The organism is Klebsiella sp. (genome assembly GCF_027492335.1).
Classification (GTDB): Bacteria; Pseudomonadota; Gammaproteobacteria; order Enterobacterales; family Enterobacteriaceae; genus Klebsiella; species Klebsiella huaxiensis.
On sequence record NZ_JAPUEW010000042.1, the window covers coordinates 224512 to 236358 of the forward strand.

Consider the following 11847-nt stretch of genomic DNA (forward strand, 5'->3'; position numbering starts at 1 on the left):
TATTTCTCTCCTGTATTTTTCATCAACATAACTGTGGGGCTAGTGATGTTTAAGCGTTTCTTCATAACAGGTACTGACACTGCTGTCGGGAAGACGGTGGTCTCCCGTGCGCTGTTGCAGGCACTTGCTGCCAGCGGCAAAAGCGTGGCCGGGTACAAGCCTGTGGCGAAGGGCAGCAAAGAGACGCCGGATGGACTGCGGAATAAAGACGCGCTGGTTTTACAGAGCGTTTCTTCGCTGGTGCTGCCGTATGACGCTGTCAATCCCATCGCGTTAAGCGAAGATGAAAGCAGCGTGGCGCATAGCTGCCCAATTAACTACAGTCTGCTGTCGGATGGCCTCCAGCGCCTGAGCGGTCAGGTCGATCACGTGGTGGTCGAAGGCACCGGCGGCTGGCGCAGCCTGATGAACGACCTGCGTCCGCTCTCAGAGTGGGTGGTGCAGGAACAGCTTCCGGTACTGATGGTGGTGGGTATTCAGGAAGGCTGCATCAACCACGCCCTGCTGACCGCGCAGGCCGTTGCCAACGATGGTTTGCCGCTGATTGGCTGGGTGGCCAACCGTATCAACCCCGGTCTGGCGCACTATGCTGAAATCATCGACGTACTGAGCAAAAAACTGCCCGCGCCGCTTATCGGCGAGCTGCCTTATTTACCGCGCGCCGAACAGCGCGAACTGAGCCAGTATATTGACTTATCGATGCTCGGCGAGGTGATGGCGGTAGATAGAATCCCGGCGTAACGTCCGCGATAGCACCGACGCCAGTACGCTGGCAATCAATAAACCGGGCAGTAAAACGTACTGTCCGGTCATTTCACATATCATCAGCGTTGACATAATCGGTGCGTGGGTTGTGGCTGCCAGAAATGTCGCCATGCCGGTTAAACCAATCATAATCGCTATTTCCTGATAATCGTGCAGCCACAGCCCCGTAAAGCTGGCGAACAGCATGCCTATCCCCAGCCCCACGAACAACGTAGGCGTAAAGACCCCACCCGGAGCGCCGGAACCGCTGCTCGCCAGCACCGCCAGCAGTTTGCACACAAAGACGATAATCACGGCACTAAACAGTGGCGGCGACAGAAGATAGCTTTGCACCACGCTATAGCCGTTCCCCCAGACCGCCGGGGTGATCAGCGACAGCAGACCGACGATGATGCCTCCCAGCGCCAACTGCCGCGGAGGAGTCAGGCGAAGGCGAACAAAACATTGATGGCTGAAGCTCATCAGCCAGATAAAGAGCGGCCCGCATAGCCCAGCTAACAGGCCGGTTGCCAGCATCAGAGCATAATGCGTTGCGCGCAGGGTGTCGTGGAATTCAACGTGATAAAGCGGTGCTGACCCACCGTTCATCAGATTGGTCAGCAACAGGGCAACGACGGCGGCAATCACTACCGGGCCAAGCGAGGCCAGCATCAGGGTGCCGAATAATATCTCGGCGATAAACAGGCTGCCGGCCAGCGGCGCGTGATAGGCGCTTGCCATCCCGGCGGCGGCACCGCAGGCGACCCATAACTTCCACTCGTCTTTTGGCGTAAAACGGCGGGCATACAGCGAAGCCGCCAGCGCCGCCAGCAGGATCATCGCCCCCTCGCGACCAATGGCGCTGCCGGTGGCGACCACCAGCAGTGAAGCCAGCGATTTCACCAGACTGGCAGGTGTATCAAACACACCGTCCCCGGTTTCCAGAGCTTCCATGTAGTCGGTTGGCGCATGAGGGCGCTCAACCGTGCGGCGTTGCCAGAGCCAAAGCAGGCATCCCGCGGCCATCCCGCCAAGCGCAGGCGTCAACAGCCGCCGCCACCAGGGGAGTGATTGTGCAGCATTCACCAGGCTGCCACTGTCATTGCTGAGAAACAGGCTTTCCAGGCCAGCCATGGCATGGCGAAACAGGGCGACCGCCAGTGCGGCAAAGATGCCGACTAACGTGGCAATTAACAGGCGACGAAACATGACCTGGACATCAGGATAACTATGCAGACGGTGCATCAGAGGGTACGGGTAGTGGAAATTATGGTTTATTGTGATTGGAAATAAGGATATACGCAAAAGCTATAAGTGCTTACATTGGTTTTTAAGTGACGGTGTCACTTAGTGCGCCATGACTGTGGGGCAGGCATGGCGCGGAGGATTACCGATAGAGCGGTTTTTCAGCGACCGCGCAGGGTATGTGTTCTTGCCATTGAGCGAGCGTTGCTAGCGCCAACTGGCCCAGCGCCTGATAAAACGGATTTCCGCCATCAGCGATAAACACGCTCAGAAAACGGCCTGACCACGGTAGCAGATGCCAGGCAAGCAACTGCGTAAAAGCCTCATCCTGACCTGATTCGCAAAGCCAGGCGGCCAGCAGCAGCAACGTACCGAAGCCATCTTCCGGTTCAGAACGCTGCTCTGCCAGACTGATGCCATTCGCGCGCATCCACTCGCGTAGCGCCAACGTTGAATCGCCGAACAGCACGCTTTCTTTGTCCAGCCACACGGAGCCCCAGGGCGGTGCAGGCAGCGCCCACGGACCGATAAATAAGCGTTGCCAGGCTTGCGGCAACGGTTCATCGTCAGCCGTCGAGAACTGCGTCGTTAGCGTATCGGTGACCGCATAAGGCCACTCAGCCTGCCAGCTACCGTCGCGAAAAGCGGCGATCAGCGGGGCGGCCTGCGGGCTATCCGGAGCAAAGGAAAACAATGCGCCCAGCGTACGGGCGCTAAGGGCGACGGCGTCACGGTCTTGCGGTTGCATCATACTTTTTCCTTACACTGTGGGTGCGGCTGCACCCATTTTTAACCGGCAATCGCCGTACCGACGGTCATATGCAGACCATAAAACAGGCCGCGCCCGATGAACTCACCGAGCAAAACCAGAATCAAACCGAGCACCAGACTGGCGACATGCGGGTTTTTGCGTCTTGCCAGCGGGCAAATCCAGCAGCCGAGGCCCAGCGTCAGCAGTACTAAGCGCAGGATTTGCAGCCAGCCATAATCCGGTAACAGGGCGCTGGCCTGCTGGACTGAACTGTGGATCTCCGCCAGTTCGGTGTTTTGTAAAATCACCACCGCCAGGCTGGCCAACAGCGCCAGGGCGCTCATTGAGGCGAACACTCTGCCATTAAAAGGTACGTTGGCGATGCGCAGCAGCAGGGCGGCAAACAGCGGGCCACACAGCACCATCGTCAGAAAGAATGAGGCAGTAGTGTAGCCGTTATACCATGTTGGTACGGTATCAATCTGGTATACCAGAGTCATCTCAAGCACGAAAAGGCAGCCGAGCAGCATGGTCAGCAGCAGCCATGCCTTAGTCAATATTCGCGGCATTTTTCCGAGAATGTTGAGCAGCCACCAGATTCCACCCACGGCGAAGAACAGCGCGCCGCTGGCGATTTCGTTACTCAATGCCGATGAACCAACGCGGTTAAGCGAGTTAAATGCCCGCAGTGGTGAACCGAGGTGAATGACTGAAGCGAGAAAGCCAATTCCCATCAGCAGCCAGAGAAAAAACATACTGCGCACCAGGCGCTGCTGAGCTTCAGAATTGTTGTTCAATGATAGCCAGCCGAGTCCGGCGACGATAATCGCCCCAGCGACGCTTTGCCCCAGCACGGTAAACAGTACTAGCGGCCATTCATGCCATCCATTTCCCATTTTACACCTCCTTTGGATTAGCCAGATAGCCGGTGGTATTGCCACACGGACGCGCATTGGCATTCGGTTTGATAACGATACTCGGCCTGGTGAAGTGTGCCGACGGCAGCGGTGCGACGGCGGCAAGTTGGCCATGTTTTTGGCGCAGTTCTTCAATAGGTCCAAAATCGAGCGCCCGTAATGGACAAGACTCGACGCAAATAGGTTTTTTGCCTTCGGCAACCCGAGTGTGGCAGCCGTCGCATTTGGTCATATGACCTTTCGCCGCGTTGTACTGCGGTGCACCGTAAGGACAGGCCATATGGCAATAACGGCAACCGATGCAAACCTCTTCATCCACCACCACAAACCCGTCATCGCGTTTGTGCATTGCGCCGCTGGGACAGACCTTAGTACAGGCCGGATCTTCACAGTGGTTACAAGCGATCGAGAGATAATAGGCGAAGACGTTTTGATTCCAGACGCCGTTATCCTCCTGCCAGTCGCCACCTGCGTATTCATAAATGCGGCGAAAGCTGACGTCCGGGGTTAAGTTTTTATAATCCTTACAGGCCAGCTCGCAGGTTTTGCAGCCGGTGCAGCGGGCGGAATCGATAAAAAATCCATACTGTGTACTCATGGTTTACTCCTTAAACCTTCTCGATTTCGACCAGATTGGTATGCTGCGGATTGCCTTTAGCCAGCGGCGATGGGCGATGGGTAGTGATCGTATTGATGCAAGCACCGTGATCGACGCGATCGCCACTCATGTTGGCATCATGCCATGCGCCCTGACCCATTGCCGACACGCCGGGCATGATGCGTGGGGTTACTTTGGCCGGGATCCGCAGCTCACCGCGAGCGTTGAATACTCGCACCATATCGCCGTTCTTAATCCCGCGCTTTTCGGCATCCAGCGGGTTGAGCCATACCTCCTGACGGCAGGCGGCCTGTAGCACATCGATATTGCCGTAGCTGGAGTGGGTACGCGCTTTGTAGTGAAAACCGAACATTTGCAGCGGAAATTTATCACGCAGTGGGTCATCCCAGCCTTCGAAGGTGGAGGCATAGACCGGCAGCGGGCTGATGGTTTCATCTTTTTCCAGTTGCCATTTGGTAGCGATATCTGCCAGTCGGCTGGAGTATATTTCGATTTTACCCGATGGGGTTTTCAACGGATTCGCAAGCGGGTCTTTGCGGAAATCACGATAAGCGACGAAGTGTCCGTTAGGGTCTTTGCGCTTGTAGATGCCCATCTGTTTCAACTCGTCATAGCTCGGTAGCGCCGGGTCTTTTGCCAGCATTTTGCCGTACAGATGCTGTAACCACTGCTCCTGGGTACGGCCTTCGGTAAATTTCTGATAAACATCATCGCCTAAGCGTTTCGCGATTTCACAGAGCACCCAGTAGATGGGCTTGCGTTCAAACTTGCCTGAAGTGACTGGTTGACTGAAGATGAGGTAGCCCATATTACCGGCATAGTCGTTGGGAATAATATCTTCCTGTTCGACGGTCATCAGGTCCGGCAGCAGGATATCGGCGTATTTAGCCGACGAGGTCATAAAGTTTTCGATAACCACGATCATCTCGCACTTACTTTCGTCCTGCAGGATCTCATGGGTTTTGTTGATGTCAGAGTGCTGGTTGATGATGGTGTTACCGGCGTAGTTCCAGAAGAATTTAATCGGTACATCCAGCTTCTCTTTACCGCGCACGCCGTCGCGGGTGGCGGTCATCTCTGCGCCACGATCGATGGCATCGGTCCAGCTAAAACAGGAGATGGCGGTTTTAACCGGATTCTCCAACACCGGCAGGCGTTCAATGGTGATGGTATAGGTAGATTCTCTTCCCCCGCTGTTGCCGCCGTTAATACCGACGTTACCGGTGAGTATCGCTAGCATGGCTATGGCGCGGGATGCCAACTCACCGTTGGCCTGGCGCTGCGGCCCCCATCCCTGGCAAATATAAGCCGGTTTGGTGCTGCCTATTTCCCGGGCCAGCTTCACAATACGGTCAACGGGAATGCCGGTGATACGTGAGGCCCACTGTGGGGTTTTGGCAATGCCGTCATCGCCTGTGCCAAGAATATACGCTTTGTAATGCCCGTTTGCCGGGGCATCTGCTGGAAGCGTTTTTTCATCGTAACCGACACAATATTCATCGAGAAACGCCTGGTCGACCAGGCCTTCGTTAATCAGCACCCAGGCGACGCCTGCCACCAGCGCGGCATCGGTACCGGGGCGAATGGGGATCCACTCATCCTCACGACCGGCGGCGGTGTCGGTGTAGCGCGGGTCAATAACGATCATTCGCGCGTTTGAACGCTCGCGTGCCTGCTCTAAATAATAGGTAATGCCGCCGCCGCTCATGCGGGTTTCCGCAGGGTTATTGCCGAACATGACCACCAGTTTGCTGTTTTCAATATCGGAGGTGCTGTTGCCGTCATTACTGCCGTAAGTGTAGGGCATCGCGCAGGAAATCTGAGCGGTGCTATATGAGCCGTACAGATTCAGTGAACCGCCGTAGCAGTTCATCAGGCGTTTTACGGGAGAGGCCGCAGGAGAGGAACGGGTCATATTGCCGCCGACGATGCCGGTGGCGTAATTGAGATAAACTGCTTCGTTGCCATAGTCTTTGACCACTCTCTTGAGATTCTCGGCGATCGTATCCAGCGCCTCTTCCCAACTGATACGGACAAATTTACCTTCGCCGCGTTTACCGACGCGTTTCATCGGGTAATTGAGGCGGTCAGGATGATTAATGCGGCGACGAATAGAGCGGCCGCGCAGGCAGGCGCGAACCTGATGATCACCATAAACATCCGGCCCGGTATTATCGGTTTCTACCCAGACAACTTCGTCATCGCGCACGTGCGAACGCAGGGCGCAGCGACTGCCGCAGTTGACCGAGCAGGCGCCCCAGACAATACGTTCTTCGCTCTGGGTCGCTTGCGAAACCTCAGCAGCAGCGGTACGCAGGCTAAAAGGTAACGATAGACTGCCAGCCGCAAGAGCCAGCGAGCCAAGGGCGGATGATTTAATTAGCGTTCGACGGCTGAGGCCGCGGGGATATTCCTGATTAGACATAGCTCACTCCATGATCTTGTTATAATGGTATAGCGCCGACGCCGCCGTAAAATGGTGGTGTGGAGTGAGAAATAATACTTAAAAGGGGTTAGGAAGATCTTATCCCCGGTCAACCGAGGGATAAGACCTTTATACCCGTCATACTTCGAGTTGCTTGTGCGTTGGCTACGTTCGTACACCCCAGTCACTTACTCCAGTAAGCTCCTGGGGATTCTCTCACTTGCCGCCTTCACGCAACTCAAATTATTTTGGGTATACAACAAAACGGCAGGAGGTTACTGTGAGTCGCTGTCGCGGGTGTAGATAATTTTAAACGTATCATTGGCGCAGTGGCCGACAACCTGCGCTCCGGGTTGATCGGTTTGATCGTTCGGGACAATCGCGAGGCTAAACCCTGATTCAGGGACGCCGTTATTGATGATTTTTTGCTGAATATCGTTTTTAACCCGCTCGCATGAGTCGGGTGCTGCCAAAGCGGATGCTGAACCCAGCAGCAGGGCCGCGCATAGCCAGGGTGATAATTTCATCATAAACTCCTTATTGACCTTATCCAGATTTAAGCATAGCAGACGTGGTGTAAACAATTGTATTTGCTAATATGATTGCACTATGCACAAAGGGAATCGCGCGTGAAAAGACTGTTTTTGCTGGTATCGGTGGTATGGGCGCTTAGCGCCTGCGATGAAAAGGCTGCGCCACAAGCGTTTACGCCGGAAATGGCGAGTTTTTCTAACGAATTTGAGTTCGATCCGCTGCGCGGGCCGGTGAAGGAGTTTACTCAGACGCTATTTGATGAACATGATAAAGCGATTAAAGAGGTGAGAGCGCGTTTGTCAAACGAAGGGTGCTTTGATCTTATCGCTCTGGATAATCGTGAAGAGAACACCTATGGGGCGTGGTTGCTGGATGCGAATTACTACCTTGATTCTGAAACTCATGAAAAACGCCTGCGCTTGCAGGGGAAATGCCAGCTGGCTGAAATGGTGTCTGAAGGGATGAAGTGGGAGATGGATGATAATGGTTTTATCGTAACGTCAATGGGTAAAAAAACAAAGACCTCTTATCGCTATGATAGCGAGGGTTTTCCGCTGGGGAAAATCACGACGGCTAAAGATGCGCGTTATGCGGTAACGCTGACACCTTCAGCCGACTCACGTCAGAAGTTGAACTATAGCGCCGTATTGGTTTCAGATGATAATCCGGTTGGCAGCGTACAGCAGACCTGCGAATACGATGATTATTACAACCCGACTCGCTGCGAGCAGCAGATGGTCGATAACAGTGTCCAGCCCCCGCTGACTTACCACTACACTATCAAAAACACCATCGAGTATTACTGAGCCGTCGGCTTGAGCAACGTCTGACCCGGTGCTTTGTGCTCGATCAGGTACTGGTGCTGGAACAGACACATGCGGATAGTATTGCGATATTCGCCGTTGATGAAGAATTCATGAATGAGTTCACCTTCCACTATGAAACCGAGCTTGCGGTAAATGTGAATTGCCTTTTCATTCTCTTTATCAACAATGAGATACAGCTTATAGAGGTTGAGCACCATAAAGCCGTAGTCCATTGCGAGCTTCGCAGCGCGGGTTGCCAGACCTTTCCCCTGATAATCCGGTGAAATAATTATCTGGAACTCCGCACGGCGGTGAACGTGATTGATTTCCACCAGTTCCACCAGGCCGGCTTTTTCACCGTCGCATTCAATGACAAAGCGGCGTTCGCTCTGGTCGTGAATATGTTTATCGTACAGATCAGAAAGTTCGACAAAGGCTTCATAAGGCTCTTCAAACCAGTAGCGCATAACGCTGGCGTTATTATCGAGCTGGTGGACAAAGCGTAAGTCTTCGCGCTCGAGCGGGCGAAGTTTGACGTGATGAGCGTCAGTCATGGGAATACCTAATACCTGTGAGTTATTGCGCAGTTGTATGAATTGTGGCGCCCGCAGGCGCCATAGATTACGGTGCTACGGTACGGCCAGTGCGGCGATCAAGGCAGCGTAGGGTGTTGGGTTCCCAGTACGCGTTAACGTTCGCGCTCTTCTGGCAGTTGTCCTGAGCGTCAAAAGCCACGTCGGCTTTGTCCCACTCTTTCTCGGTACGCGTGTTGACCTTCTGGCGTAAAGAACGGGTGTCGTTCCACTGTTCTTTTTCCATCGCGGCCTGCTGGCGGCTTTGCGCGCTATCGCCGGATTCAATCACCAGCTTGTCAGTTTTGGCAAACGACGACGCGGTAAAGATTACCGCGCTCAGCGCCAGCATAGCGGTCAGGCACCAGCGTTTGTTCAATGTCATATTCATCACGATTTCCTTTAAGTGATCCCCTTAGTCTGAGTTTACTACATCTCTTTTCGACGGCATACCCGACAAAACAGACCTGGTTATGGGACATTATTGCGTAGAATAGATTAATTCATTGTCCCCTTTACGAATCTTTAAATGCTAAAAACAACATTACTTTTCTTTGCTACCGCCCTGTGTGAAATCATCGGCTGCTATTTACCCTGGCTATGGCTGAAACGTGGGGCAAGCCCGTTACTGTTGATTCCGACTGCTTTGGCACTAACGTTGTTTGTCTGGCTGTTGACGCTGCATCCGGAAGCCAGCGGACGCGTTTATGCGGCTTACGGCGGTGTTTATGTCTGTACGGCGCTGCTCTGGCTGCGTTTCGTTGATGGCGTAAAACTGAGTCATTACGACTGGGCAGGGGCGCTGATTGCGCTGTGCGGGATGCTAATCATTGTGGCTGGATGGGGGCGAGCATAGCGATCGCCTTGAGTTAATCATTCGGACCAAACCCGCATTGGTCCGGATTATTTATTCCCGTCTTAATTCATTCCCGTCTTTTGAGATCCCATTTTGGCTACCGAGATAATGTGATCGAACGCATTCTTTTTGATAGTCATACTTGTATGGTAGTAGGTCTGATGTTTTAATTTTATTCACTAATCGTATAGATGTAAGGAAAATGAGATGAAGATCGTTGCCGCTGAAGTGTTCGTCACTTGTCCAGGACGTAACTTTGTCACCCTTAAAATCACCACCGATGACGGAATTATTGGCTACGGTGACGCCACGCTGAACGGTCGTGAGCTGCCAGTCGCATCGTATCTGCGCGATCACCTATGTCCGCAGCTGGTTGGGCGTGATGCGCACCGAATTGAAGACATCTGGCAGTTTTTCTATAAAGGCGCGTACTGGCGTCGCGGCCCGGTGACGATGTCGGCCATTTCCGCCGTCGATATGGCCCTATGGGACATTAAAGCAAAAGCAGCAGGCATGCCTTTGTATCAACTGCTGGGCGGGGCATCGCGGGAAGGGGTCATGGTTTACTGCCACACCACGGGCCACTCCATTGATGAAGTACTCGATGATTATGCTCGCCACCAGGAGATGGGATTCAAGGCCATTCGCGTGCAGTGCGGTGTACCGGGTATGAAAACCACCTACGGCATGGCGAAAGGCAAAGGTCAGGCCTATGAACCGGCTACCAAAGGGCAGTGGCCGGAAGAGCAGCTGTGGTCGACAGAAAAATACCTCGATTTTACGCCGCAGTTGTTTGCTGCCGTGCGCGAAAAGTTTGGTTTTAACGAACATTTGCTCCATGACATGCATCACCGCCTGACGCCAATTGAAGCGGCGCGCTTTGGTAAAAGTATCGAAGATTATCGCCTGTTCTGGATGGAAGATCCGACTCCGGCAGAGAACCAGGAGTGCTTCCGCTTAATTCGTCAGCATACCGTCACACCGATTGCGGTTGGGGAAGTCTTTAACAGTATTTGGGATTGTAAGCAGCTGATTGAAGAACAATTGATCGACTATATCCGCACCACCATTACTCACGCAGGTGGGATTACAGGTATGCGCCGTATTGCCGATTTTGCTTCGCTCTATCAAGTGCGCACCGGTTCGCACGGGCCGTCGGATCTGTCGCCAGTTTGTATGGCCGCAGCGCTGCATTTCGATCTGTGGGTGCCGAACTTTGGCGTGCAGGAATATATGGGCTATTCCGAGCAAATGCTGGAAGTCTTCCCGCATAGCTGGACGTTTGATAATGGCTATATGCATCCGGGTGAAAAGCCGGGCCTGGGCATCGAATTTGATGAAAAGCTGGCAGCGAAATATCCCTATGAACCTGCTTATTTGCCGGTAGCCCGTCTGGAAGACGGCACGTTGTGGAACTGGTGAGGAGAAAGAAATGAAAAGTATTGTTATTCGCCAACCTAACGAGTTAGTGGTTGAAGAGCGTCCAATTCCGCAACCTGCGGCAGGGGAAGTGCGGGTCAAAGTAAAACTGGCGGGAATATGCGGTTCTGATAGCCATATTTATCGCGGGCACAACCCATTTGCTAAATATCCGCGCGTGATAGGGCATGAATTTTTCGGCGAGATTGATGCGGTTGGTGAAGGTGTCACTGATAAAGCCGTTGGCCAGCGCGTCAGCGTTGACCCGGTGATTAGCTGCGGTCATTGTTATCCTTGCTCAGTGGGAAAACCGAACGTGTGTACCTCTTTAGTGGTGCTGGGCGTTCATCGGGATGGCGGTTTTAGCGAGTACGCCGTCGTGCCGGCTAAAAATGCCTGGTTGGTACCGGATCCGGTTTCTGATCGACATGCGGTGATGATTGAACCTTTCACTATTGCGGCTAACGTTACCGGACATGTCTCGCCAACTGATCAGGATGTTGCGCTGGTTTACGGGGCTGGGCCGATGGGTCTGACGACTATCCAGGTACTGAAACGGGTGTACCGCGTTAAGCAAGTGATCGTGGTTGACCGGATTGATGAGCGTCTGCAGATGGCGCAGCGCAACGGAGCGGATTGGGTTATCAATAATGGCGAGAAGCCGTTATCCGAAACGCTGAAAGAGAAGGGAATACAGCCGACGCTGATTATTGACGCCGCCTGTCATCCGACTATTTTGCAAGAAGCCGTCACGTTAGCCTCGCCGGCGGCAAGAATTGTGTTGATGGGATTCTCAACAGAACCCTCTCAGGTTGTGCAACAAGGCATTACCGGGAAAGAGTTATCTATTTTCTCGTCACGCCTGAATGCCAATAAATTCCCGGTGGTAATTGATTGGTTAGAGCAAGGGAAGGTGCGAACAAGTCCCTGATATGAGATCATGTTTGTCATCTGGAGCC

Annotated in this window: 12 protein-coding genes and 1 pseudogene; 5 read left to right on the forward strand and 8 right to left on the reverse strand. The window is 53.5% G+C overall.

Annotated features, from left to right (window positions below):
• The first annotated feature begins 45 nt into the window (after positions 1-45).
• On the forward strand, positions 46-741 hold the full coding sequence (bioD, locus tag QVF11_RS13025; protein ID WP_142513892.1) for a dethiobiotin synthase: 696 nt from the start codon (positions 46-48) through the stop codon (positions 739-741).
• On the opposite strand, the gene clcB is transcribed toward bioD, so the two are convergent.
• The 6 genes from clcB to QVF11_RS13055 all read right to left on the reverse strand — a co-directional run bounded on the left by clcB (position 694) and on the right by QVF11_RS13055 (position 7228).
• On the reverse strand, positions 694-1989 hold the full coding sequence (gene clcB, locus QVF11_RS13030) for a voltage-gated ClC-type chloride channel ClcB (protein WP_287857318.1): 1296 nt from the start codon (positions 1987-1989) through the stop codon (positions 694-696). The genes bioD and clcB overlap by 48 nt on opposite strands.
• 142 nt (positions 1990-2131) lie before the next feature.
• On the reverse strand, positions 2132-2740 hold the full coding sequence (gene dmsD / locus QVF11_RS13035) for a Tat proofreading chaperone DmsD (protein ID WP_287857319.1): 609 nt from the start codon (positions 2738-2740) through the stop codon (positions 2132-2134).
• Between the two features lie 38 nt (positions 2741-2778).
• On the reverse strand, positions 2779-3636 hold the full coding sequence (locus tag QVF11_RS13040; protein ID WP_112214313.1) for a DmsC/YnfH family molybdoenzyme membrane anchor subunit: 858 nt from the start codon (positions 3634-3636) through the stop codon (positions 2779-2781).
• Position 3637: 1 nt separating this feature from the next.
• Positions 3638-4255: a DMSO/selenate family reductase complex B subunit gene (locus QVF11_RS13045; protein ID WP_112214312.1), complete on the reverse strand. Its 618-nt coding sequence runs from the start codon at positions 4253-4255 to the stop codon at positions 3638-3640.
• A 10-nt stretch (positions 4256-4265) separates the two neighbouring features.
• Positions 4266-6701 carry a selenate/tellurate reductase subunit YnfE gene (gene ynfE, locus QVF11_RS13050; protein ID WP_287857322.1) on the reverse strand — a complete coding sequence of 812 codons (2436 nt, stop codon included), beginning with the start codon at positions 6699-6701 and terminating at the stop codon, positions 4266-4268.
• A 275-nt stretch (positions 6702-6976) separates the two neighbouring features.
• On the reverse strand, positions 6977-7228 hold the full coding sequence (locus QVF11_RS13055) for a DUF1161 domain-containing protein (protein WP_110274088.1): 252 nt from the start codon (positions 7226-7228) through the stop codon (positions 6977-6979).
• A 102-nt stretch (positions 7229-7330) separates the two neighbouring features.
• Between QVF11_RS13055 and QVF11_RS13060 the strand changes: the two genes are divergently transcribed.
• Positions 7331-8041 carry a YnfC family lipoprotein gene (locus QVF11_RS13060; RefSeq protein WP_287857324.1) on the forward strand — a complete coding sequence of 237 codons (711 nt, stop codon included), beginning with the start codon at positions 7331-7333 and terminating at the stop codon, positions 8039-8041.
• On the opposite strand, the gene speG is transcribed toward QVF11_RS13060, so the two are convergent.
• Positions 8035-8595, reverse strand: coding sequence for a spermidine N1-acetyltransferase (gene speG, locus QVF11_RS13065; RefSeq protein ID WP_112214309.1), 561 nt, complete (start codon positions 8593-8595; stop codon positions 8035-8037). The genes QVF11_RS13060 and speG overlap by 7 nt on opposite strands.
• Positions 8596-8662: 67 nt before the next feature.
• Positions 8663-9004, reverse strand: a complete 342-nt coding sequence (locus tag QVF11_RS13070) for a DUF1283 family protein (protein ID WP_142513889.1) — start codon at positions 9002-9004, stop codon at positions 8663-8665.
• Positions 9005-9142: 138 nt separating this feature from the next.
• Here QVF11_RS13070 and QVF11_RS13075 point away from each other — a divergent pair, with 138 nt between their 5' ends.
• The 3 genes and pseudogenes from QVF11_RS13075 to QVF11_RS13085 form a co-directional block, all read left to right on the forward strand.
• Complete coding sequence (locus QVF11_RS13075) at positions 9143-9469, forward strand: YnfA family protein (protein WP_110274092.1); 327 nt, start codon at positions 9143-9145, stop codon at positions 9467-9469.
• Between the two features lie 207 nt (positions 9470-9676).
• Positions 9677-10891 carry a starvation-sensing protein RspA gene (rspA, locus tag QVF11_RS13080; protein WP_110274093.1) on the forward strand — a complete coding sequence of 405 codons (1215 nt, stop codon included), beginning with the start codon at positions 9677-9679 and terminating at the stop codon, positions 10889-10891.
• A 10-nt stretch (positions 10892-10901) separates the two neighbouring features.
• Positions 10902-11804, forward strand: a pseudogene (locus QVF11_RS13085) (Zn-dependent oxidoreductase); the annotation flags it as partial.
• Between the last annotated feature and the right edge of the window lie 43 nt (positions 11805-11847).

Excerpts from the sequence above, each read along its gene's own strand:
- QVF11_RS13055 (WP_110274088.1), bottom strand. The coding sequence starts at position 7,228 with ATGAAATTATCACCCTGGCTATGCGCGGCCCTGCTGCTGGGTTCAGCA.
- ynfE (WP_287857322.1), bottom strand. The coding sequence starts at position 6,701 with ATGTCTAATCAGGAATATCCCCGCGGCCTCAGCCGTCGAACGCTAATT.
- QVF11_RS13070 (WP_142513889.1), bottom strand. The coding sequence starts at position 9,004 with ATGAATATGACATTGAACAAACGCTGGTGCCTGACCGCTATGCTGGCG.
- rspA (WP_110274093.1), top strand. The coding sequence starts at position 9,677 with ATGAAGATCGTTGCCGCTGAAGTGTTCGTCACTTGTCCAGGACGTAAC.
- dmsD (WP_287857319.1), bottom strand. The coding sequence starts at position 2,740 with ATGATGCAACCGCAAGACCGTGACGCCGTCGCCCTTAGCGCCCGTACG.
- QVF11_RS13040 (WP_112214313.1), bottom strand. The coding sequence starts at position 3,636 with ATGGGAAATGGATGGCATGAATGGCCGCTAGTACTGTTTACCGTGCTG.
- QVF11_RS13045 (WP_112214312.1), bottom strand. The coding sequence starts at position 4,255 with ATGAGTACACAGTATGGATTTTTTATCGATTCCGCCCGCTGCACCGGC.
- bioD (WP_142513892.1), top strand. The coding sequence starts at position 46 with ATGTTTAAGCGTTTCTTCATAACAGGTACTGACACTGCTGTCGGGAAG.
- clcB (WP_287857318.1), bottom strand. The coding sequence starts at position 1,989 with ATGCACCGTCTGCATAGTTATCCTGATGTCCAGGTCATGTTTCGTCGC.
- QVF11_RS13075 (WP_110274092.1), top strand. The coding sequence starts at position 9,143 with ATGCTAAAAACAACATTACTTTTCTTTGCTACCGCCCTGTGTGAAATC.
- speG (WP_112214309.1), bottom strand. The coding sequence starts at position 8,595 with ATGACTGACGCTCATCACGTCAAACTTCGCCCGCTCGAGCGCGAAGAC.